Origin of the sequence: Arthrobacter sp. zg-Y179 (assembly GCF_020907345.1) — a bacterium.
GTDB lineage: Bacteria > Actinomycetota > Actinomycetes > Actinomycetales > Micrococcaceae > Arthrobacter_B > Arthrobacter_B jinronghuae.
Map to the genome: position 1 here is coordinate 74452 of NZ_JAJJOB010000002.1, position 22486 is coordinate 96937.

The 22486-nt window shown below is 65.3% G+C and carries 23 protein-coding genes and 1 other RNA gene; 7 read left to right on the plus strand and 17 right to left on the minus strand.

What is annotated here, in order from left to right:
* The first annotated feature begins 1 nt into the window (after nt 1).
* Both LOC56_RS00735 and LOC56_RS00740 read left to right on the plus strand, forming a co-directional pair.
* Nucleotides 2-784 (plus strand): class I SAM-dependent methyltransferase, encoded by a 783-nt coding sequence (locus LOC56_RS00735; RefSeq protein WP_229949603.1) that lies wholly within the window; start codon nt 2-4, stop codon nt 782-784.
* Nucleotides 785-897: 113 nt separating this feature from the next.
* On the plus strand, nt 898-1992 hold the full coding sequence (locus LOC56_RS00740) for a carboxylate-amine ligase (protein WP_229949605.1): 1095 nt from the start codon (nt 898-900) through the stop codon (nt 1990-1992).
* Between the two features lie 5 nt (nt 1993-1997).
* Here LOC56_RS00740 and LOC56_RS00745 read toward each other — a convergent pair whose 3' ends face one another.
* Nucleotides 1998-3704: a glycoside hydrolase family 13 protein gene (locus LOC56_RS00745; RefSeq protein ID WP_229949607.1), complete on the minus strand. Its 1707-nt coding sequence runs from the start codon at nt 3702-3704 to the stop codon at nt 1998-2000.
* A 200-nt stretch (nt 3705-3904) separates the two neighbouring features.
* On the opposite strand from LOC56_RS00745, the gene LOC56_RS00750 reads away from it, so the two are divergent.
* Both LOC56_RS00750 and LOC56_RS00755 read left to right on the plus strand, forming a co-directional pair.
* Nucleotides 3905-4405: a DUF1269 domain-containing protein gene (locus LOC56_RS00750; RefSeq protein WP_229949609.1), complete on the plus strand. Its 501-nt coding sequence runs from the start codon at nt 3905-3907 to the stop codon at nt 4403-4405.
* Nucleotides 4406-4496: 91 nt separating this feature from the next.
* Nucleotides 4497-4874 carry a hypothetical protein gene (locus tag LOC56_RS00755; RefSeq protein WP_229949611.1) on the plus strand — a complete coding sequence of 126 codons (378 nt, stop codon included), beginning with the start codon at nt 4497-4499 and terminating at the stop codon, nt 4872-4874.
* Nucleotides 4875-4931: 57 nt separating this feature from the next.
* On the opposite strand, the gene LOC56_RS00760 is transcribed toward LOC56_RS00755, so the two are convergent.
* The 8 genes from LOC56_RS00760 to prfB all read right to left on the minus strand — a co-directional run bounded on the left by LOC56_RS00760 (nt 4932) and on the right by prfB (nt 11535).
* Nucleotides 4932-5564, minus strand: coding sequence for a uracil-DNA glycosylase (locus tag LOC56_RS00760; protein WP_227918328.1), 633 nt, complete (start codon nt 5562-5564; stop codon nt 4932-4934).
* 240 nt (nt 5565-5804) lie between these two features.
* Nucleotides 5805-6176: a transfer-messenger RNA gene (gene ssrA / locus LOC56_RS00765) on the minus strand.
* A gap of 63 nt (nt 6177-6239) precedes the next feature.
* Entirely contained in the window at nt 6240-6599 is a 360-nt protein-coding gene (locus LOC56_RS00770; protein ID WP_229949613.1) for a hypothetical protein, read from the minus strand.
* Nucleotides 6596-7069, minus strand: coding sequence for an SsrA-binding protein SmpB (smpB, locus tag LOC56_RS00775; RefSeq protein ID WP_229949615.1), 474 nt, complete (start codon nt 7067-7069; stop codon nt 6596-6598). The genes LOC56_RS00770 and smpB overlap by 4 nt, the downstream gene beginning before the upstream one ends.
* 44 nt (nt 7070-7113) lie before the next feature.
* Nucleotides 7114-8505: a peptidoglycan DD-metalloendopeptidase family protein gene (locus LOC56_RS00780; RefSeq protein ID WP_229949617.1), complete on the minus strand. Its 1392-nt coding sequence runs from the start codon at nt 8503-8505 to the stop codon at nt 7114-7116.
* 62 nt (nt 8506-8567) lie between these two features.
* A complete protein-coding gene (gene ftsX / locus LOC56_RS00785) occupies nt 8568-9470 on the minus strand; it encodes a permease-like cell division protein FtsX (protein WP_229949620.1) in 903 nt (300 codons plus the stop codon).
* Nucleotides 9467-10231 carry a cell division ATP-binding protein FtsE gene (ftsE, locus tag LOC56_RS00790; RefSeq protein WP_229949622.1) on the minus strand — a complete coding sequence of 255 codons (765 nt, stop codon included), beginning with the start codon at nt 10229-10231 and terminating at the stop codon, nt 9467-9469. The genes ftsX and ftsE overlap by 4 nt, the downstream gene beginning before the upstream one ends.
* 185 nt (nt 10232-10416) lie before the next feature.
* On the minus strand, nt 10417-11535 hold the full coding sequence (prfB, locus tag LOC56_RS00795) for a peptide chain release factor 2 (RefSeq protein ID WP_227933148.1): 1119 nt from the start codon (nt 11533-11535) through the stop codon (nt 10417-10419).
* Nucleotides 11536-11700: 165 nt separating this feature from the next.
* Between prfB and LOC56_RS00800 the strand changes: the two genes are divergently transcribed.
* Nucleotides 11701-11985, plus strand: a complete 285-nt coding sequence (locus LOC56_RS00800; protein ID WP_229949623.1) for an antirestriction protein ArdA — start codon at nt 11701-11703, stop codon at nt 11983-11985.
* A 4-nt stretch (nt 11986-11989) separates the two neighbouring features.
* Here LOC56_RS00800 and LOC56_RS00805 read toward each other — a convergent pair whose 3' ends face one another.
* From LOC56_RS00805 to LOC56_RS00840, 8 genes are all read right to left on the minus strand, one after another.
* The gene (locus tag LOC56_RS00805; protein ID WP_229949625.1) at nt 11990-12463 is read right to left on the minus strand and encodes a pilus assembly protein TadG-related protein; all 474 of its coding nucleotides are present in this window, start codon (nt 12461-12463) and stop codon (nt 11990-11992) included.
* Nucleotides 12460-12915, minus strand: a complete 456-nt coding sequence (locus LOC56_RS00810) for a hypothetical protein (protein WP_229949627.1) — start codon at nt 12913-12915, stop codon at nt 12460-12462. The genes LOC56_RS00805 and LOC56_RS00810 overlap by 4 nt, the downstream gene beginning before the upstream one ends.
* Nucleotides 12899-13330 (minus strand): TadE/TadG family type IV pilus assembly protein, encoded by a 432-nt coding sequence (locus tag LOC56_RS00815; protein WP_442860040.1) that lies wholly within the window; start codon nt 13328-13330, stop codon nt 12899-12901. The genes LOC56_RS00810 and LOC56_RS00815 overlap by 17 nt, the downstream gene beginning before the upstream one ends.
* Nucleotides 13327-13593 (minus strand): hypothetical protein, encoded by a 267-nt coding sequence (locus tag LOC56_RS00820; RefSeq protein ID WP_229949629.1) that lies wholly within the window; start codon nt 13591-13593, stop codon nt 13327-13329. The genes LOC56_RS00815 and LOC56_RS00820 overlap by 4 nt, the downstream gene beginning before the upstream one ends.
* An 84-nt stretch (nt 13594-13677) precedes the next feature.
* Complete coding sequence (locus LOC56_RS00825) at nt 13678-14616, minus strand: type II secretion system F family protein (protein WP_229949631.1); 939 nt, start codon at nt 14614-14616, stop codon at nt 13678-13680.
* Entirely contained in the window at nt 14613-15470 is an 858-nt protein-coding gene (locus LOC56_RS00830) for a type II secretion system F family protein (protein WP_229949633.1), read from the minus strand. The genes LOC56_RS00825 and LOC56_RS00830 overlap by 4 nt, the downstream gene beginning before the upstream one ends.
* A complete protein-coding gene (locus LOC56_RS00835; protein ID WP_229949964.1) occupies nt 15467-16693 on the minus strand; it encodes a CpaF family protein in 1227 nt (408 codons plus the stop codon). The genes LOC56_RS00830 and LOC56_RS00835 overlap by 4 nt, the downstream gene beginning before the upstream one ends.
* A gap of 159 nt (nt 16694-16852) precedes the next feature.
* On the minus strand, nt 16853-18052 hold the full coding sequence (locus LOC56_RS00840; protein WP_229949635.1) for a hypothetical protein: 1200 nt from the start codon (nt 18050-18052) through the stop codon (nt 16853-16855).
* A gap of 222 nt (nt 18053-18274) precedes the next feature.
* Here LOC56_RS00840 and LOC56_RS00845 point away from each other — a divergent pair, with 222 nt between their 5' ends.
* Together LOC56_RS00845 and LOC56_RS00850 are read left to right on the plus strand one after the other, a co-directional pair.
* The gene (locus LOC56_RS00845; protein WP_229949637.1) at nt 18275-19159 is read left to right on the plus strand and encodes a glycosyltransferase family 2 protein; all 885 of its coding nucleotides are present in this window, start codon (nt 18275-18277) and stop codon (nt 19157-19159) included.
* Between the two features lie 322 nt (nt 19160-19481).
* On the plus strand, nt 19482-22484 hold the full coding sequence (locus LOC56_RS00850) for a GH25 family lysozyme (RefSeq protein ID WP_229949639.1): 3003 nt from the start codon (nt 19482-19484) through the stop codon (nt 22482-22484).
* The last annotated feature ends 2 nt before the right edge of the window (nt 22485-22486 follow it).

Here is a 22486-nt window from a genome sequence, read left to right on the forward strand (position 1 = left end):
TGTGGGCACCTCCGGACCACGGCTCGAGGCACTGCGCCGCCGGCAGCTGGCGGACAGCTACCAGGCCGGCGGCGAACACTACGACCGCATCCGCCCCGGCTACCCCGCCGAGGCCGTGCACTGGCTCTTCACCCGGCCCGGCGTCCCCGATGTCCCCGCGGTCCGGGACGTGGCCGACGTCGGCGCCGGCACCGGCAAGTACACCCGGGAACTGCACGCCGCCGGACTGAATGTGTGCGCCGTCGACCCGTCCCGCGACATGCTCGACCAGCTTTCCCGGCTGCTGCCCGACGTTCCGGTGCGGGTCGGCACGGCGGAGCAGACGGGCCTGCCCGCGTCCTCGCTGGACGCCGTTACCGTGGCCCAGGCCTGGCACTGGTGCGATCCTGCCGCAGCGAGCCGGGAGTTCGCCCGGATCCTGCGGCCGCACGGGATCCTTGGCCTGGTCTGGAACCAGCTCGACGTAAGCATCCCGTGGGTCCACCGCTACTCGCGCATCATCCACGCCGGAGATGTCCTGCGGCCGGGCTTCCGGCCTGAGCTGGGGCCGGAGTTCGCGCTGGAAGAGTCCTCCAGCGTGGCCTGGACGCAGCCGATGACCCCGGAAGACCTGTTTGAGCTGGCCCGGTCGCGGGCGTTCTACCTGTCGGCCGGCGCGGCCGCGCGGGAGAAACTGCACTCGAACCTGTCCTGGTACCTCTACGAACACCTCGGACACGCACCGGGGGACATCCTGGAGCTTCCTTACCTCACGCTGACGTGGCGGGCAGTACGGGCGGCATGATGCTGTCTTCCCGCCGCGTTGTCCCGGCGGGGTTGTCCGTCTGACCTCTGGTGCGCCGCTTCCCCCGCCTACCTACAATTGTGCAAGTCCGGCATGGTTGGTGCTTAGGAGAAATGCGTATGGTCTTCACCTTCGGCATCGAGGAAGAGTTCCTCCTCATGGATGCCTCCACCGGGTTCCCCACCGGAGCCCAGGAACTGACACGCGCCCTGATCTCCCCCGAGCACGGCGCCTTCACCAGTTCCGCCGAGCTATTGGACGCACAGGTGGAGAGCTCCACCCGGGTCTGCACCACCCGGGAGGAGGCCCTGGACGCCCTGTTGGGGTTCCGCTCCCGGCTTGCCGAGGCGGCAGCGGCAGTGGGCGTACGGGTTGCCGCCACCGGGGCGGCACCGCGGATCGGGGAGGGTCCGCCGGTGCTCAATTCCTCGGACCGGTACCGGCGGATGGGACTCCTGACCGGAGCCGTTGCACACGAACAGTACGTCAACGGCACCCATATCCACGTGGGCATCCCCTCCCGCGACACAGGAGTACGCGTGTTGAACGGGATCCGCCCCTGGCTCGCGCTGTTCGGTGCCGTTGCCGCGAATTCCCCCTATTGGCGGGGACAGGACAGCAGCTTTGCCAGCTGGCGCATGGTCCATTACCGGCGCTGGTCCGTGCAGGGCTGCCCTCCGCTCTTCGCCGATGCGCGGGACTACGCCCGCAGGCTGGAAAGCCTGCTCGCCACCGACGTGGTGCTCGACGCCGGCCACGTGGGCTGGGCGGCACGGCTCTCCGAGAGCTTTCCCACGGTGGAGGTTCGAATTGCGGATGCCCAGCTCCAGGCCCGCGACTCCCTGCTGCTGGCAATCCTGGTCCGGGCCCTGGTCAGCACGCTGGCATCCGCCGTCCCCGCGCTTCCGGCAGCCGTCCCGGATCCGGAACTGCTCGACGTCGGTCTCTGGCAGGCTGCGCGCTTCGGCATGAACGGGAACCTGGTTTCCCATCCGGGCGGCAGCGTGCCCGCGGCAGATCATCTCACTGCGCTGCTGGAGTTTGTTGCACCCGCACTGGAGGAAGCCGGAGACCGGGAATACGCGGCTGCCGGCGTCGCCCGGGTCCTTGCCGGCGGTACCGGCGCGGAACGGCAGCGCACGGCCTTCCGGTCCGGCGGTTACGCAGAACTCACGGACCTGTACACCCGCAGCCTCAGCGCCGAATAGCCGGCTTAGCCCCCTGCATAGGTGGAGATGTCCAGGATCCGGGCCTCCCAAGGGCGCAAGAGGTGACGGTCGCCGGCGTCGGGGTAGTTGCCCAGGACGAGGATTCCGGCCTCCAGGTCGGACGGCACCCCCAGCTCAGCGCCGGACACGTTGCCCAGGACCAGCAGCGCCTGGTCCCCGAGGGTTCGCTTATAGGCAAACAGTGTTGGATGCCCCGGGTCCAGCAGGTGGAAATCCCCGAGCGACACCAGTTCCGATTCGTGCCGGAGCCGAACCAGCTCCCGGTAGTAGCCGAAGACGGACTGCTCCGCGGCCCGGTCCGTCTCCACGTTGACGGCGGGGTAGTTCGCAGCCACCGGAATCCACGGTTCCACCTCGGAAAAACCGGCATGCCCACCGGCTGTCCACTGCATGGGGGTGCGTGCGTTATCCCTGCTCATCCGGCGCAGCGCTTCCAGGACCCGTTCCCTGTCCATCCCCTGTTCGCGCGCCTCCGCAAAGTAGTTCAGCGATTCCACGTCCCGGTATTGGTCTATCGAGGTGAAACCGGCGTTCGTCATGCCGATCTCCTCGCCCTGGTAGATGTAGGGGGTCCCCCGCTGCAGGTGCAGCAGGGTGGCCCACAGGGTGGCCGATTCGTACCGGTACTGCTGGTCATCACCGAAGCGGGACACGACGCGCGGCTGGTCATGGTTGTTCAGGTACAGGCTGTTCCAGCCCTTTTCGGCGAGTCCGCGCTGCCAGCGGTTCCAGCTCGTTTTCAGGTCCGGCAGGGACAGCGGCCGGTGATCGAATTTGCCGGCGCCCTGGTCGAGGCTGACGTGTTCGAACTGGAACACCATGTCCAGTTCCCGCCGCTGCGCATCGGTGAACAGCAGCGCCTGTTCGACCGTGGCTCCGGGGGTCTCCCCCACCGTCAGGTACTGGCCGCTGCGCACGCCGAAGACCTCCCGGTGCATTTCCTGCAGGAATTCATGGATACGCGGCCCCGAGACGAAGTACGGCGATCCGTCACCCCAGATCCCTGACGAGTCCACCACTCCGTCCGGCAACGCCGGGTCCTTCGAAATGAAGTTGATGACGTCCATCCGGAACCCGTCCACGCCGCGGTCCAGCCACCAGTTCATCATCGCGTAGACCTTCGCCCGGACCCGCGGGTTTTCCCAGTTCAGGTCCGGCTGCTGCGGGGTGAAAAGGTGCAGGTAGTACTGGCTGGTAAGCGGTTCGAAGGTCCATGCCGAGCCGCCGAAAAAGGAGCGCCAGTTGTTCGGCTCCGCCCCCGGTTCCCCTGGTTCGAAGCCCGGGCGGGCGTCCCGCCACCAGTAGCCGTCTCGCTCCGGTGACGTCCTGGAGGACTTGGAGGACTGGAATCCCGGGTATTCGCTGGAGGTGTGGTTGACCACCAGGTCCATGATCAGGCGGATGCCGCGTTCATGCAGGCCCTCCAGCAGGAGGTCGAACTGTTCCTCCGTGCCGAACATTTCATCGATCCGGCGGTAATCACTGATGTCATAGCCGTTATCGAACTGGGGCGACTGCTGGATCGGCGACAACCACACCACGTCCACGCCCAGCTCGGCCAGATGGTCCAGGTGCTCGATGATGCCGCCGATATCGCCAACCCCGTCACCGGTCGAGTCGGCAAAGCTGCGGGGATAGATCTGGTAGACGACGGCGTTCGTCCACCAGGCGGGATCATCGGGAGGCACCATGGACACCCGTCCTTTCACCGTGTCCTGTGCATAATACGTCCGAGCCGTCAGCCCGCACAGGGCTGCCGGGAGTTACGGTGCAGGCTCTGCCCGGGACGGCAGTTTTCCTTGTACGCGTCCAAGCGCGGCACTAGCGTTGGCGCTGCCGACAGGTTCCGTGTACGGACTTGTCCTGAACTCTAACGTTTGGAGTAACTGCCATGGCAACACTGACCGTTTGGAAATTCTCGGATGCGGACGCTGCGGAACGCGCTACGCAAACCCTCGCCAGCCTCCAGTCCCAGGGCCTCATCACCGTCCAGGACGAAGCCATCGTGACCTGGCCCGAAGGGCGCAAGAAGCCCAAGACCATTCAGGAACACAACATGGTTGGGGCCGGTGCCCTGGGCGGCGGCTTCTGGGGGCTTCTCTTTGGGCTCATTTTCTTTGTCCCGCTCATCGGAGCTGCGGTGGGCGCCGCCATCGGCGCAATGTCGGGTTCCATGGTGGACGTCGGAATCAACGACGATTTCATTGCGCGGGTGCGCCAGGAGGTCACCCCCGGTTCCTCGGCGTTGTTCGTCCTGTCCTCAAATGCGGTCGAGGACCGGGTAGCCGAGGCGTTCAAGGACTATTCGGGGGCGAAGCTGATCTACACGAACCTCTCGAAGGACGAGGAAGCCAACCTGCGGGAAGCCTTCTTTGAGTCCACACCCGCCTAAGCCTATTTACCCTGCACGGCGGCGGGGCGGCGGCCAGGCGGCCGCCGCCCCGGTGCATGCGGCGATGCTTCAAACGCGTATCGTTTAACTGATGACTACTCGACGCCAGGCCGCCCAGATCCTTGATATTCCGCTTGAAATGGCCATCCGCCACGGTATTCCCGCGCACATGGATGACGCCGAGCTTGCACGGATGCAGGCCGACCCTCCCGGATGGCTGGTCCAGTCCAGGGCCAACCGGACCGGAAAGCGGCCGGTATGGGTGCAGTTGACCTGCACCGTCTGCGGATACACGGAAGCTGCCCGCCCCAAGAAGTGGTGGCCGGAGTTCACGTTCATAGCGTGCGAAGACCACCGGGTACGGGAGCTCCCCGAGCTGCCTCCCGGAGCAGTCCGCACTGAGTACCCGGGAGTGGGCTCCCGCTTCATCGGGGTTGTGGACGCCGCGGAGGACACTGCCGGCGCCTGACAGCCGCCGTTGCCCGCCGGGGCTGCCCGCCGGAAGTCCCGGCGGGCGCAGCCGCCGCTAGCGTGCCGCGGTCAGCCCGGTGCGGGCCATAGCGTCGGTGTAGGCTGCGCGCATATCGTCCAGCGCCTCCTGCTGACGTTCCGCGGTGGCGCCGAAGGAACGCCCGGAAAGCGAGCGGGCCTTGTAGACCTTGATGCTGCGGCGGTAGATCATCCGGTTCTCGGTCTTGAGGAACAGCGCGGCCAGGCGCTGGGCTTCGGTGCCGTGGGCCACGATGACGGAGGCGCGGGGCACCAGGGCAAGGAAGCGCAGCAGCGGCCGCAGGCCTTCCTGGACCTGTTCCTTGCTCAGCTTGCCGTTGGGTTCGCCCGGTACATGCCAGGGATAGGCGTTCCACGGCATAACGAACTCCGGGCGCAGTCCGGCCTGCCAGTGCACGCCGAGCAGCCGTGCCACCGCCTCATTGTCACCGGCCGTGATGAATCCCGACTCATGTGCAGTGCCGATGTTGGAGAACAGGCTGACGATCCGGCATTCCCCGATATCGTGCATGGGATCGATGTAGGGCACCTGGCTTCCCGGCTTCATTTCAGCCAGGGAGTCGCAAAGCTGGTTCACCTCGGCGACATTGGGCTCATAGCGTCGGTTCCAAAGGTCATCATGCTGGGATTCGAGTGCCGGGCTTTGCATAAAGTGGTGCGTCTCCTACAAGGTCTTCCGACCGGTTATATCGCCCGCTCCGGGTCCTGCCGGCGCGGGTACTGCCTATGACAAAGTTTACCAACGCACCTTGCCCCGCCGGACGGGAAGAGGCCCCGCAACGGCGTAAACCGCACGGGTGTGAGAAACAACTCTCCGGTGTGCGGCCTGGGTTAAACCAGCAAAGCGGGGAACGCACCAGGGCGCTCCCCGCTTTGGGTAGAGATTTCTCAGTGGAGATGGGGGGAATCGAACCCCCGTCCGATGTCGCTTTGTCAGGGCTTCTCCGGGCGCAGTCTGCAGCGGATTTTCTCGGTCCCAGCCATCACGCAGACAAGTGGCTGATCCGGACCCAGCCGTCTAAAAGTCCCGAACACCCCAACGGCGAAGGTGTTCAGCAGTGGCCCTCTAAATGACGCCAGGCACCGGGGCGAGAGCATCCCCGGGCTGACGGACTATGCCTTACTGCTTAGGCAGCAAGAGCGAAGTCAGTGCGCTTTGATTCGGCACTTATTGGTTTACAGAGATCGTTAACGAGATAACCCTGTATCCTCGGCCCGCTTCCCCTGTCTCAACAAAACATCGTCGAAACCGGTCATCCCCTTATTGAGTTACCAATCCGGCCGAAGCCGGAACACCCATTGTACCGCATGATTCATGGGCGGTTCAGAGCCGGATGCCGAAGACCACTACGGGGGAACCCCAGACCACCAGCAGTATCCACGAGACAAGCACGAAGAGAACTGACAGGATGCTCAGCGCGGTCATGCCCGGTGCCTTGCTTCGGAAGGCCCAGGCAAACAAGGCGATGTTCGCCAGAACCAGCACCGGTGCGAGCCATACCAGCACCTGCGCAAGGTAGAGGTAGTACGCCGCAAAGAACGGAACCACTACCAGAATGACCACCGGCAGCACCGCCAGGACAATCAGCAGGTCGACGGCTGTAACGATCCACGTCCAGACCGGCTTGCGGGCGGCGGCTTCCTCGTCCGCTTCTGCCTGCGGTTCCCAAAACGTTCCGCTCATGCGCCGCGGTTCTTGTCGCGCATCGCGCGGAGTGCTTCACGGTTGTCCTGCTTCTCCCGCAGGGTTTGGCGCTTGTCGTACTCCCGCTTACCGCGGGCGACGGCGATCTCCACCTTGGCCCGTCCGTCCAGGAAATACAGCTGCAGCGGCACGATGGTAAAACCCGATTCGCTGGTCTTACGCATAATCTTTTCAAGCTGCTCGCGGTGCAGCAGCAGCTTGCGGCGGCGGCGGGCGGAGTGGTTGGTCCAGCTGCCGTTGAGGTACTCGGGAATGTAGGCGGCTTCGAGCCAGAGCTCGTTGTTGTAGAACGTGGCGAACCCGTCCACCAATGAGGCCCTGCCCTCACGCAGCGACTTCACCTCGGTCCCCATCAAAACCATTCCGGCCTCGTAGGTATCGAGGATTTCGTAGTCGTGCCGGGCCTTGCGATTGGTGGCCACTACCTTACGGCCACTTTCCTTAGGCACGGGGCAACTCCTTAGTAGGTTTTAGCGAAAGCTCTATTGTAGGCCTAGAGCAACGTCCTCGGGTCCACCAGGGCACCATTGAGCACCGTCTCGAAATGCAGGTGGCAGCCGGTGGAGTTTCCGGTGTTCCCCACATATCCGATCAGCTGGCCCTGCTCCACCCACTGATTGACGGACACCGTGAAGCCGTTGAGGTGGTAGTAGTTGGTGGCCAGGGCGTTGCCGTTCACCACACCGTGGTTGAGGACAATCCGGTTGCCTGTTCCGATCATTTCCCCTCCGCCCTGGTCTGCCCGCCAGACATGGCCTGAGGCAGGCGCATAGACGGGTGTGTTGCAGGACGGCGCATAGTCGATGCCGGAGTGCAGGTAACCGCCGTTGCCGAAGAAGTCGATGGATCCGGCCGGGGTTGCGCGCCAGCCGAAGCCGGAGGAAATAGGAGCGCCGACTACCGGAGGGCGAAGCCCGAAGGAGGACGGACTGCCCGGCTGCGGAACGTTCTGGGCCGGCGGGGCGGGGCGGTTGTTCCGGGCCGCTTCTTCAGCTGCCACACGGTTGATTTCGTCGATGCGGGCCTGTTCGCGTTGGCGGTGTTCTTCAAGCAGGACCCGCTGCCGCTCCGCGATATCCGCGGTGACCTGGGCGCTTTCCTCTTCCAGGCTGGCCATCTGGGACTGGAGCTTGGGTTTCTGCGCCTCAAGCTCCTGGTTCATCGCCGTGGTCTGGGCAACCAGGTCGTCCACCTTCTGCTTCTCCGCGGCTGCCGCGTCACGCGCGGACTGCTCAGCCTTGAGCGCCTCTTCCGCCTGGGCCTTGAGCTTGCTGATCTCGTCGGCCACGGCTGACAGCCTCGCCTCGGAGTTCACATTGTTGGCGTTCTGCTGGGACAGCTTTTCCACGGCGGCGTTCTGGCCCTTGAGTGCCTGTTCCGCCATGCCGAGCGAATCGGTGAGGCTGTCCGCGCCCTTGGCGCCGAACATCAGCGAGAGGGTGGAGGGAACACCGCCGTTTTTGTAGGCCTGGGACGCAATCTGTCCGATCGCCTTTTCAGTGGCCGCAATGTTCTCACGGTCCTTCTCGATCTGCGCCGTGATGGTTTCGTGGGTGTTCTGGGCGAGGGCAACCCGTTCGTTCAGGGCGCTCACCTTGCCGGCGGCACTGTCGACGCGTCCCTCGGCATCCGCGAGCTGCTGCTGCGCGGCCGGGAGCTGGCCCTTGTAGATGTTGAGCTTGGCTACCGTCTCGGCAATATCTTCTCCGAGGTACTCGTAGTCTTCCTGGACCTTCTGCTTCTCGGCTTCGATGGCAGCCTTGCGGTCCTCGAGGTCGTCTGCACTTGCTGCGCTGCTGAACGCAACGGAGAGCGTCAGCGTCAGGAGGGCGACAACCGCCGCCAGGGCCCGGGACGCCGGCGCACGTCCGATCCGTTTAGGCACAGCATTATCCATTGATGAGACTCTCCATGATCTTGCAGATTCCATTCCCAGTGCTCATGACTCTAGACCTTCAGGTACCGGCGTAGTGTCAACAGCGAGGATACGCCCGCCAACAGCGCCCCGAGAACAAGTAGGACGGGTGTCAGGTACAGGACCTGTTCCGAGGAAATAAAGGCGGTGGTCGGGTACTGCCGGGCCAGGTTTCCGATGAAGAAGTGCGCGGTGGCCCAGAGTGCCGCTGATGCGAGAACCGCGCCGACGACGGCGGCGATCACGCCTTCCAGCACGAACGGGAGCTGGATGACGGCCTTGGACGCGCCGACCAGGCGCATGATGCCCGTTTCCCGTCGTCGGCTGAACGCCGAAAGCCGGATGGTGGTGGCGATCAGCAGGATGGCGCAGACCAGCATAACGCCGGCGATGGACAGTGCGGCAACGGAGGCAAGGTTCAGGTACGTAAACATCTTTTCGAACAGTTCACGCTGGTCGCTGACCGACTCGACTCCCGGCTTGGAGGAGAACGCCTCGTTGATGACCTCGTACTTTTCCGGATCCACCAGGCTCACGCGGAATGACTCGGGCAGCATGTCGGCGGTGATGCTGTCCACGATCGGAGAGTTCGCGAACTGCTCACGGAAGTGGGTCAGCGCGGTTTCCTGGTCTTCATACTCGATCGTCTCCACGTAGCGGTCCGCCTGCAGGTCCGCCTCGATGGCCTCCCGCTGTTCGTCGGTGACGGCGCCGGAGGCGCAGGATGCGGACGTGTCATTCTCGGTGCACAGGTAGACGGCAACCTGCACGCGGTCGTACCAGTAGCCCTTCATCTGGCCGATCTGCAGCTGCAGCAGCCCTGCCGCCCCCACAAACGTCAGCGACACGAAGGTCACGAGGATTACGGAGACAACCATGGACAGGTTCCGGCGGAGCCCTGAACCGATCTCGCCCAGGACAAATGCGAGCCTCATTCAGCCACCCCGCTCCCGCTGCGGCCCGGCACATCCGGCACTGCTGATCCGCCGTCCGGCTCGCGTTCCGCCTCAGGTTCACCCAGGTAGATGCCCTCATGCTCGTCACGGATGATTTTGCCGTTGCGCAGTTCCACCACGCGCTTGCGCATCGCGTTGACGATGTCGTCGTCGTGCGTAGCCATCACCACCGTGGTGCCGTTCTGGTTCACCCGGTCCAGCACCTTCATGATGCCCAGCGACGTGGTGGGGTCCAGGTTTCCGGTGGGTTCGTCGGCGAGCAGGATGCCCGGCTTGTTGACGATGGCCCTTGCGATAGCAACGCGCTGCTGCTCGCCGCCGGAGAGTTCGTGGGGCATGCGGTTGTCCTTGCCCTCCAGCCCGACGGTCTTGAGGACTTCGGGCACCGAGTCACGGATAACGGCACGGCTGCGGCCGATCACCTGCATGGCAAAGGCAACGTTCGCAAAAACCGTCTTGTTGGGCAGCAGGCGGAAATCCTGGAAGACCACGCCTATCCCCCGGCGCAGCCGCGGCACCCGCCAGCTCGGGATCTTCGCCACGTTGGCACCGGCCACGTAGACCGTGCCCTTGGTGGCGTGCTCCTCTTTCATGATCAGCCGGATAAACGTGGATTTACCGGAGCCGGAAGCGCCCACGAGAAACACGAACTCGCCGCGGTCCACGTCGAGGCTGACCGAGTTGAGCGCAGGCCGGGAGTTCCGGTCATACAGCTTGGTGACATTGTCGAAAGTGATCATCACTACTTAGTGCCCATGAAGCGGCCGGAGACACGGGCCTTGGTTCGGGGTATGGGCACCGGCCTCTCGACTATAGCCAGCTTCCCGCGCAGTGAGCCACAACCCAGCAGCGCGTGTCGGACTGCACACCCCGGTCATGGGGCGGGGAACCGGCCCCGGCCCGGCGGCTGCGGAAAAGGAGCGGCCTATTTGCGGGCGGAAACGCTGCCGTGCGCGCGCCAGCGGATGCCTGCGTCGATGAAGTCGTCAATCTCGCCGTCGAACACCGCGGAGGTGTTGCCCACCTCGTGTTCGGTGCGCAGGTCCTTGACCATCTGGTAGGGGTTGAGCACGTAGGAGCGCATCTGGTCACCCCAGGAAGCCTTGACGTCGCCGGCAAAGGCCTTCTTCTCGGCGTCCTCCTGCTCCTTCTTCAGCAGCAGCAGGCGGGACTGAAGCACGCGCATGGCCGCGGCGCGGTTCTGCAGCTGCGACTTTTCGTTCTGCATGGAGACGACCGTGCCGGTGGGAAGGTGCGTGAGCCGGACGGCGGAGTCGGTGGTGTTCACGGACTGGCCGCCCGGACCGGAGGAGCGGAAAACGTCAACGCGGATTTCGTTGTCCGGGATGTCGATGTGGTCCGTGGGCGCGATCAGCGGAATGACCTCGACGGCGGCAAAGGAGGTCTGGCGGCGGCCCTGGTTGTCGAACGGGCTGATGCGGACCAGGCGGTGCGTGCCGGCCTCCACCACCAGGGTGCCGTAGGCGTAGGGCGCCTTGACCTCGAAGGTGGCGGATTTCAGGCCGGCCTCTTCGGCGTAGGAGGTATCCAGGACGGTGGTGGGGTATCCGTGCCGTTCGGCCCAGCGCAGGTACATGCGCAGCAGCATCTCGGCGAAGTCGGCGGCGTCCACTCCCCCGGCGCCGGAACGGATGGTCACCACGGCTTCGCGTTCATCGTATTCACCCGAAAGCAGGGTGACGACTTCCAGCTGGGACAGGGACCTGCGCAGGGACTCCAGCTCCGTCACGGCCTCGGCCTTGGAATCGGCGTCGGCCTCGTCCTGCGCCAGTTCCACCAGGACCTCAAGGTCATCGATACGGGATTCGATGGTCTGAAGGCGTTCCAGCTCCGACTGGCGGTGCGAGAGCTTGGAGGTGATCTTCTGCGCCTCGGAGGGGTCGTCCCAAAGATCGGGGACGCCGGCCATCTCGCTCAGCTCTTCGATGTCCTCTTTGATCTTTGCCACGTCCGAGACCTCTTCAATGGAGGCGAAAGTGGAGCGGAGGGCGCGGATTTCTGCGGGAAAATCTATTTCTGCCATGGTGCTTACAGACTACGCCATGTCCCTGCGCCGCTGCCCGCCGCCGTCATGCCGGGCCGCGCCGGCCCCGGGACGCGCCGGGGCGGATGCGCGCGGCGGCGTCCGTGGGCGGCGTTAGATTAAGGGGACGGATATGGAATGTACGCCCTTTCGAAGGAGCCTCTCTTGACCCATCCCGAGCGCGGACGCATGTACACCCTGGACGAACTCAACGACCTTGCCGAGCAGGGCGATCCCTGGGCCATGGGGAAAGTGGACGAGTGGGAGCAGCACTTCTCCAACGAGTACGTGGGCAATATGAAGGACAGGTGCCCCGACACCGAGTGCGAACAGTTCGGGGAGCCGGTGACCATTTGCTACGGCGAGGACGGCCGGATCCTGGACGTGGACCACGGCGGCTGGGGCCACGGTCCGGTGCGCGAGGCACAGGAGCAGCGGAAGGCCTCCTAGGGTCTCACTGCAGCAGCCGGGCCCGCGCCTCACTAACCGCAGTGATGGGGATACCGTCCGGCACCAGGAAATTGACGATGGGCGGATGGACCCGCGCCGCCAGCACCACGCGTGCCGTCCGGCCGTCCGCCGTGCCGGTCTCTTCGGTTACCGCAAGCTCCGTGAACCGTTCCTCCGCACCCGTATCGGCAAGATAGCTGCGGGCGGCGCTGCGGACGGCGTCGGCCTCCAGCACCGCTGCCGGCCCCGCTCCTGCGGCGGCCTCGCCGAGGGAGAACGTGTCGGCCGCGGCCATCGCCGCACCGTCGGCGGCTGAGAGCAGCTTCTTCTGCCCTAGATAGACGGACGACGCCGCCATCACCACGGTGACGGTCAGCAGCGCCAGCACGCAGTACCCGATGATCAGCACCCCCACCTGACCCCGCTCCCCGTCCTCCCGCTGCCCGGCCGGCGGTTCTTTCCCAAATGCCCGACTCATCCGAAGCGCTCCACAACCTGCGTGGACTCGGAATCCACCACTACCGGGGACCCGTCGGTCCACGGAAGCCCGGGAAGCGGCACGGCAAAACGGACGCTGACAGTAACGGTGGAGCCGGGCGCCAGACATACCTCGGAGCAGCTGATGTCCATCAGCAGGCCGTCGGTCTGCAGCCCGAAGTCGCTCAGCGCGAGTTCGGCCGCATCCGCCGCCTGCTGTTCACCAACCACGGCGTCTGGTGCTGAGGCATAGACCTTGGCAGCGGCGTCGGCCGCACCGACCACCGCGAAGGACGCCCCCTGGATCTGGCCGACGGTAACCACCAGATACACCACAGGCACCAGCAGGATCAGACCCAGGAAAATGAACTCGACGACGGCGCTGCCGTCTTCGTCCGGTGCCTGCCGGGCCTGCCCCGCCTGCCGGGTTCCTCCCTCACCGCCGCGCCGCATGCCCCTTGACCTCGATTCCGTCACCGGGCCCGATGAAACCGATAACCGGCAGCGGTGCCCGCACCGTGATCTCCAGCAGGCGTGCGCCGTCCACTGTCTGCTCTGCGTAGCTCACGTCCCCGGCGTACTCCTCGCCGAGCGAACTGCCGATCACGGCGGCGGTGCGTGCCACGCCGTCCGCCGGGGTGCGGTCTGCCAGGGTGCCGTAGCGTGCGCCCGTGGCTGCGGCGTCGATCAGGGTGTTGCGAACGTGCAGCACCAGCGCCAACTGCACCACAGCCATAAACACCAGGCTCACCAGCGCGCCGACCATCACGAAGTCGACGACGGCGGACCCCCGTTCCCGCTCCCGGCCGCAGCCGGCAACACCGGACCGGCGCGTCCGGCCGCCCCGGCGCCCCTGCCGGCGGTTTATGGCTGCACCTGTTCTATTGCGGATTCGAACAGCCGCTCCAGGGCGGGCTGCACCAGGAGCAGCAGTCCGGCCACGAGGATCGCGGACATGAGGGTAATCATCACCCACCCGGGTACATCTCCACGCTCCGGATCCCTTGGGTGCGCTGCCGCCTGGAACTGCCGCACCAGCCTGAACCACCATTCCGCCACAACGGCGACGGCTGCTTTCCATCCCGGGGTCCGTGTGCCGTCCCCGTGCCTGCTCGCATTACTGCTGGTCATCTCATCTCCATCCCCTCGACATGCTTCCCCTTTGCCTTTGCTCCCGCGGTGCCGCCGTTTCTCCTCCTGGTTTCTTCTCCTGCCTCACAGCCCCAACCGCAGCAGTGCCAGGCCCGGGAACACCGCAAACAGCACGGTCAACGGCAGGATTCCAAAAACGACGGGCACCATCATGGCTATTTCCTTTTTTCCTGCGGTCTCCATCAGGTCCCGCTTCGCGCTGTCCCGTACGTCCTGGGCCTGTGCACGCATAACATCCGCCAACGGTGTTCCGCGGTCGACGGCAACGGTGACTCCGTCGACGAAACGGGTCAACGGCGCCAGGCGGAGCCGGTCGGAGAACTCCTGCAGGGCTGTGGTGAGCGGGTGTCCTGAGCGGGTCCGGGCAAGGACACGGTTGAACTCGTCAGCCAATTCGCCCTGCGCAGCGGCGGAGACTCGTTCCAGCGCTCCGACGGCGCTTTCCCCGGCGCTGACGGCGAGCGCCATCATTTCGGCAAGGCTGGGGAATTCGGCCAGAATGCGGCTGTTGCGCCGCTCAATCTGCCGGGTAAGCAGGTAATCCCGCAGCAGGAATCCGATAACGGCACAGGCACACGTACCAAGGGCCACCGATACAAGACCCAGGCGACCGCTCCCGACGAGAAGGGCACCCGCAGCTCCCCCGGCCAGGAACCCCGAACCGGCAAACAAGACCTGCTCCGCGCGGTAGTCCGAAACGGACTTGTTCCCGCCGGCCTGCTGCAGCCGCAGCCCGAGGGCCCGGTTGGCCGGAGAGAACCGGGCCAACCGGCGTACGGCGTCGTGGAGCAACGGACGCAGGATCCGCTCCAGCGGGCCGAAAGGCGTGATGTCCGGGGCGGATAGCAGGAGCCCCGACGCGGGGCGCACCGAACGCAGCTGTGGTTCCACCCGGGCAGCGAATGTCCTCTGCCGCAGCAGCGGCAGCCGGTGCAGGACCAGCAACAGTCCGGTGCCCATCAGGGCTCCGGCCAGTACAGCTGCGGCTACCCCGGGCGTCACCGCAGCACCCGCACATCTTCGGGCAGGGCGCCGATCCGCAGCATCAGGCGGTAGCAAAGGACGGAGATGCCGATCCCGGCGACCAGGACCGTCGCGCCGGCAGCGGAGTTGTAGGCTGCAGCTGTCTCCGGGCGCGCCGCCAGCAGCAGCAACACCGCCCAGGGAGCCGCCACGGCCAGCCTCGCCGCGTTGACGGTCCAGGACTGCCGGGCCAGCAGTTCGCTCCGGGTCCGCGCATTCTCCCGGAGGAAACCGGCCAGTGTGCCGAGGAGCCGACCCAAATCGGTGCCGCCTACCTGGCGGGTTATCCGCAGGGCTTCAATGATGCGGTCCGCCACCGGATCCGCCAGATTGTCCTTGAGCCGGGTCAGCGAATCCTCGAAGTTGCCGCCGGACCGATAGTCGGCGGCAAATGTCCGGAAGTATCCCCGCAGCTCCTCCGGGCCGTTCCCGGCCAATTGGATGAGCGCCTCCGGAAGCGACAGGCCTGCCCGGATTGCCGAGCGCAGGTGGTCGACGACGTCGGGCCATAGTTCCGCCAGCGAAGCCCTCCTGCGGCGGGCCTGCATTCGCACCAACGCGTAAGGCAGCCCCGCCCCGAAAAGCGCGAAACAGGCTGCGATGGGTAACGACAGCGTCAGGATGAAAAACAGGAGAAGGACAAAAATGCCCGTGACGGCACAAACGGCGAGGAGTCCGGCGGCCCTGACCCGTTCGATTCCGGCCTGCCGCAGCAGATCGTCCAGGTATCCGGTTCGACGGCGCCGGGACGGGGTATGTGCTGTCGGGATCCAACAGGACTGCCACACCAGCAACAACCCCATGCCCAAGGTCAACCCCGCTGCGGCGCTCATGCTGCCGCCGCGAGCAGGGTGGCGATGTTCACGCCGGCGGAGGCGAATTTGTCAGCCGACGGCATGGAGGAAGCCGTCACGGCCAGCTTGCCGTCCACCGGGCCGAATACCGGGGACGACTCGATGATCCCGCCTTCCACCCGCCGTCCCAAGGCCAGGATTTCGGTGACCTCGCGTCGTCCTGTGCCGGTCCTGGAGCAGTGAACCACCAGGTCGATGCAGGACGCCACGGTGGGAACCACGAAGGCACTGGAAATATTGTTTCCCGCCAGCAGGGGCAGCGTGCACAGCTTGGTTACCGCGTCCCTGGCACTGTTCGCGTGGATGGTGCACATGCCGGGCAAACCCGCGTTAAGCGCAATCAGCATGTCCAGGCTCTCCGCTTCACGGACCTCCCCCACGATCAGCCGATCCGGGCGCATGCGCAATGCTTCCTTCACGAGCCTGCGCAGCGGGATTTCCCCCTGTCCCTCCAGATTCGGCTGACGGCACTGCAGTCCCACCACATCCCGCAGGGGAAGCTGGAGTTCAAAAATTTCCTCGACCGTAACCACCCGTTCCCTCGGTCCGATAGACGCCGCGAGACAGTTGAGCATGGTGGTTTTCCCCGCCTGCGTGGCGCCGGAGACGAGGATGTTCAACCCGGCAGACACGGCGGCTCCGAGAAAGCGGGCGGCTGCCGGGGTAAGCGTGCCCAGCTCCACAAGGTGATCGAGGCGGCGGGCCCGGACTACGAACTTGCGGATATTCACGGCCCAGTGCCGCCTGGTCACGTCGGGGATGGCAACGTGCAGACGGGACCCGTCCGGTAACGCCGCGTCTACGAACGGGGAGGAAAGATCAAGGCGCCGGCCTGAGGACTTCAGCATCCGCTCCACCAGAAGCCGCACCTGCTCGGAAGTCAGCGTCAGGGAAGTCAGCTCGGACCGGCCGTCCCGCGCGAGATAGACCTCGGAGGGTGAGTTGATCCACACTTCTTCGACCGTGGGGTCATCCAGCAGCGGCTGGAGCGCACCGAAGCCGGCAACGGCGTCGAACACCTGCCGGCGAACAGATTCCGGCCGGCCCAGCGGCGGCAGGGTCCCCAGCAGGGAGCGCTCGTCGTAATCGGAGACGGCAGCATCCACAAGCCGCCGAACCTCCGCGGCCTGTTCCTGCGGGTCCAGCCCGCGCACACGGATGAGCTCGCGTACCTCGTCTTCGACTATCCGCGCTGCATCCATCGCTACCCCCGCGATCACCGGGCCAAGGCCCGGTACGAGACTGGTTGCGGCCCTCCTCGGGGCCACGGGCCACACAGTAAGGGCACGGATACAAGGGCGCGAGCGTAGTTTCGCAAGACTGTGGATAACCCGCGCCCCGGGAATGCTGGCGCGCCGAGGTCACGATGCCGCCCCGCGCCGGCCGCTTTTCAGGGCCCGGAAGTGGATGGCGATTCCCGCCATCGGCCCCGTCAGGAGGCTCATGACACAGCGCACCTCCGTGGAATACGGCAGCAGGAGTATCAGAAAGGCCAGCACTGAGGCAGTGACCCAGCCTGCGGTGTACGCCCGGTGACGGCCGGTGGCCAGCAGTGCCGTACCCGTGAGGGTCAGGACGGCCACGCCCGCCGTAGCGACGGTAAGCGCTGCGAGGACCCAGCCCTCGATCCGGTAGTCGCTGCCAAAGAACAGCATCAGCCGCGGGCCGATCCACCAAGCCAGCACAGCCCCGGCCGAGCCCATGAGAAGTACCGCCAGGAGGGGACGGCGCAACGCCCTGAACCCCCGGCCTTCTTCGGCTCTCATTACCGCGGTGATGGCCAGACCCTGAAACGCCACAAGCGGCAGCATGATAGGTGCGCGGGTCAGGGAAATTGCCAGCAGGACCGGAGCTGCCGTGGAGAATTCTTCGGCCGACGTCGTGATCTTGACCAGCAAAGGATAGGAGACCACCAGGGCAGCGGAGGCCGCAGCGGAGGCACAGGCCTGGCCAGTGCGCTTTAGCAGGGCGCCCGGGCGCACGTCTGCCCGTGCCCCCAGCCCGGCACGGGCGGCCGGTGAAAAGAGCACCAGTACCGGCCAGGCCAGCAGTGCCGCCAGGCAGGCGGTCTCCAGCCCGGCCAGGCCCAGCCCCAGCACTGCTGCCGCCGCTACGGCAGCCAGGCGCAGCCCTGACTCCAGCAACAGGAGTTTGGAATAGGCATGCCACTGATCCATGGCCTGCAGCGCTCCGGACAGCCCTGCATGCACGGCAACAAACAAGCTGGCAACCAGCAGGATGATGATGATCAACCACTGCTGAGCGGAGCCGCCGATGCTGAACGGTACGGAGACCCCAGCGATCAGGCAGGCCATGACTGCCCCCGCTACGAGCGCGTTCGCCGCCGTAGATCCCGACGAGCCGGTCTCGACGGGACCCATCAGCCGCTGGCCCACGGCACGCGTCGACTCAGCTGCCACCCCGTTGAGCACTCCGTATACGGCGAAAAGGGCGCCCCAGAAGGCGAGGAAATCGGCATTGTCCGGGGCCGACAGCGTGCGGGCGGCCACGATCAAAATCAGGAAACCGGACAGCGCCGCGAATAACGACACCGTTGCCACGCTTGCGGCCTGTCTGGAATCGATGCCCTGCACGCAGTTTCTCCTGGGTCCGCTTCACTTCCGTCATACGTGTCGTCTAGCGTAGGCCCTGCATCGTCGCACCCTGCAGGATCGGGAACCCGCCAAACACTACGCGCAGACCCGGTTTAGGCGCTACCGCTCGGCAGCGCTTTCCCCGTTCGTTTCCCCCCCTCCAGTCCCGGCGGACGGAAGTAACTGCAAATGGAAACAATTGACGTGCTGCTCCCCTATTACGGGGACGTGGAGTTTCTGAAAAGGGCAACCAACAGCGTCCTGGTGCAGGACTATCCGGCGTGGCGGCTCGTGGTGCTGGACGATGCGTACCCTGATGACGAACCTGCGCGCTGGTTCGCATCACTGACAGACCCGCGGGTCACTTACCTACACAACAGAGTCAATCTAGGTGCGGCTGCCAACTACCGGAAGGCACTGTCCATGGCAGAAGCGCCCATAGCGGTAATGATGGGCGCCGACGACGTTATGCTGCCCTCCTACCTCGGGGCAGTGGCGGAGGCGTTGTCCGCCTACCCGGAAACGGCTGTGGTGCAGCCAGGGGTCGAGGTAATCAATGAACACGGCGCCAGGGCGTTCACCGTTACGGACCTGGTCAAGCGGCTTGCGTCCCCCAGCCCCCGCGGGGTGCGGACCATCGGCGGTGAGGACATGGCCGCCAGCCTCCTTCATGCCGGCTGGCATTACTTCCCTTCCCTCGCCTGGCGGACCGAGGAAATGCAGAGATTCGGCTTCCGCCCGGGGTACGACGTCGTCCAGGACCTTGCGCTGCTGCTCGACATCGCCGCCGTCGGCGGATCCATGGTTCTGCTGGAGGAAACGGTGTTTCAGTACCGGCGGCACATCGGGTCGGACTCCTCCGTGCGGGCAGTGGACGGGCGAAGATTCGTGGAAGAGAAACGGTTTTTCCGGGAAGAAGCCGCCCGGTTCCGGCAGCTGGGGTGGAGGAAAGCAGCGTTTGCCGCCGATCTGCACTGGACATCACGACTGCACGCACTGCTGGTCCTGCTCCGGACCATAAACCACCCGACTCTGCGGGGCACCGTTGTACTCGGCCGGCATGTACTGACCTAGGCGCCGGCCCTGCCTGTTTGCCTTCCATGAGCATCATTTGCCAGCGTTTCTTTGTTCCACCGCCGCATATTCCTTCAGCTCCGTGACACTATGCCCACTATGCCCACTATGCCCACTATGTGCAATGTTGAGCTGAACCGCACATAGTTGGTTTCCCCGAATCCCATAATGCCCTTCACGCTTTCCGGAGAGGGGCCGGGATGATCTATTAATTCCAACATGACATGCCCGGCGTGTGGTCCCCGCATGGCATCAGGTACGCTTTAGCACGTCTTAGATCGAATTCGATAGTTCTAGGTTCTGCGCACTGTCTGGAGAAACCATGAAGAATCCACACGTTTTCCGGATAGGCGCTGCCGCATTAGCACTTGCGCTCGCCTTTGGTGTGGTGGAACCCGCCGCGGGGTGGGCCCAGGACCAAGCTGACCCCGAGCCGGTGCGCTCCGCACCGGCCGTCCCCGGAACGCTTCCCGCGACGGACCCAACCGAACCGTCCGTGACGGAACCGGCGGAAGCAGAAGCTACGAATCCCGCCGCCGTGCCTTCGCCCGGCACGGAGCTGCAGCCGGCAACAGAGCCCACGGAACAGGACCAGCCGTCCCCGAGCGCCTCGCCCGCGGATGAGCTTCCCCAAGAGGAAGAATTGCTGGACGAGGTGGGCTCCCTAGGCGCCCATATGGGGCAGGGCCTGGACCGGCTCCTGACCACCGGCGACCCCCAAGTGGCTACGCCGGAGGAAGTCGAACTGCGCGAGGCCGCCGACGCCGGGGACCTACCGCAGCCAGAGACCATCGCCCCCCAAACACCGGTGCACGACGGCTCCGCGGCATCCGGCCCAGTGTCCGCCGCATCCGCCGCATCCGGGACGGCATACGTCAAGCAGGCCTTTGACAGCGGCTCCGCGATGGCAAAGATTTCCCCTGCAGCTGACTGGCGCCCTGCCGGGATCCAGGGCATGGATGTAAGCAGCCATCAGAAGAATGTCAACTGGACCACGGCATGGAACCAAGGGGCCCGCTTCGCCTACGTCAAGGCAACCGAGGGAACGTATTACAAGAACGAATTCTATGGCCAGCAGTACAACGGTTCGGCCAACGTAGGAATGTACCGCGGGGCCTACCACTTCGCCATTCCCAGCCTGTCGGAAAGCGGCGGCACCCAGGCCAACTACTTCATGAACAACGGCGGCGGCTGGAGTTCCAACACTAAGACTCTTCCGCCGTTGCTGGACATCGAGTACAACCCTTACCCCTCGCTGGGTGATACCTGCTACGACATGTCCCCCTCCCAAATGGTGTCCTGGATAAAGTCATTTTCCGACACTGTCCGGGCACGCACGGGCATATCTCCGATGATCTACACCACCACGGACTGGTGGAAGAGGTGCACGGGGAACTCGGCACAGTTCTCTGATCACCAGCTGCACATCGCCAACTACAACACGGTCGGCGCAGGCACCCTGCCCAACGGCTGGTCTACATACGCCATCTGGCAGTACAGCAGTTCCGGCCCGTTCGCCGGCGACTCCAACGTATGGAACGGCAACGAGGCCAGCCTTGACGCTGCCACCCGTTTCGAGGTTTCCCCTGCCTTCGAGCATGTCCGAAAGGCAAGCGGAGTGGGCAACCCCGTCTCACGGATGGTGTGCGGCCTGAAGGGCGGCGGCTGCCTCCAGGACTTCCAATACGGCACCGTCTACTCGACCCCTTTCAGCGGAGTCCGGGCGGTCAGCGGTTCCATACGTTCCGCTTGGTGGGCCACCAGGGGCCAGGACGGCCCCTACGGCTATCCCGTCTCGGACCTGGTGTGCGGCCTAAAGGGCGGCGGCTGCCTCCAGGACTTCCAGAACGGCACGTTCTATGCCACTCCCGGCAAAGCTGCCCGTGCAGTCAGCGGCTCGATCCGCACGGTCTGGTGGGCCGGCGGCGGCCAGGACGGCCCGCAGGGGTATCCCGTCTCGGACCTCGTCTGCGGATTGGTGGGCGGCGGCTGCCTGCAGGATTTCGAAAACGGAACTTTCTACGCCAGCGCCGCCACCGCTGCGCGCGCGGTCAGCGGCTCCATCCGCACGGCCTGGTGGGCGGCCGGCGGACAGAACAGCACCTACGGCTACCCGGTCTCCGACCAGGTCTGCGGCCTGAAGGGCGGCGGCTGCCTCCAGGACTTCCAAAACGGCACCTACTACACCACTCCCTCCAGCGGCACCCGCGCCGTCAGCGGAGCCATCCGCACCGCCTGGTGGGCCGCCGGCGGACAGAACAGCACCTACGGCTACCCGGTGTCAGACCAGGTCTGCGGCCTGAAGGGCGGCGGCTGCCTGCAGGACTTCCAAAACGGCACGTATTACGCCACTCCCGGCAATACCGCCCGCGCGGTCACCGGTCCCATCCGCACCGCCTGGTGGGCCGCCGGCGGACAGAACAGCACCTACGGCTACCCCGTGTCAGACCAGGTCTGCGGCCTGAAGGGCGGCGGCTGCCTCCAGGACTTCCAAAACGGAAGCATCTACGTCCCCGCAGACAACAAGGAGGCACGCTCTGTAACCGGGTCCATCCGGACCGCCTGGTGGTCAGCGGGAGCAGCGGATAGTTCCTACGGCTATCCAGCGTCGAACCAGGTCTGCGGCCTGTTGGGCGGCGGCTGCCTCCAGGACTTCCAAAACGGCACGTATTACGCCACTCCCGGCAATACCGCCCGCGCGGTCACCGGTCCCATCCGCACAGCTTGGTGGGCCGCCGGCGGACAGAACAGCACCTACGGCTACCCGGTCTCCGACCAGGTCTGCGGCCTGAAGGGCGGCGGCTGCCTCCAGGACTTCCAAAACGGCACCTACTACACCACTCCCGGCAATACCGCCCGCGCGGTCACCGGTCCCATCCGCACCGCCTGGTGGGCCGCCGGCGGACAGAACAGCACCTACGGCTACCCCGTGTCAGACCAGGTCTGCGGCCTGTTGGGCGGCGGCTGCCTCCAGGACTTCCAGAACGGCACCTACTACACCACTCCCTCCAACGGCACCCGCGCCGTCAGCGGAACCATCCGCACCGCCTGGTGGGCCGCCGGCGGACAGAACAGCACCTACGGCTACCCCGTGTCAGACCAGGTCTGCGGCCTGAAGGGCGGCGGCTGCCTCCAGGACTTCCAGAACGGTACTTTCTATTCCACACCTAAGAATGGAACCCGCGGAGTGACCGGCGCGATCCGTTCAGCCTGGTGGGCGGCCGGCGGACAGAACAGCACCTACGGCTACCCGGTATCCGACCAGGTCTGCGGCCGCGACGGGGTCTGCCGGCAGGACTTTGAAAAGGGAACCATCAGGAAATGAGC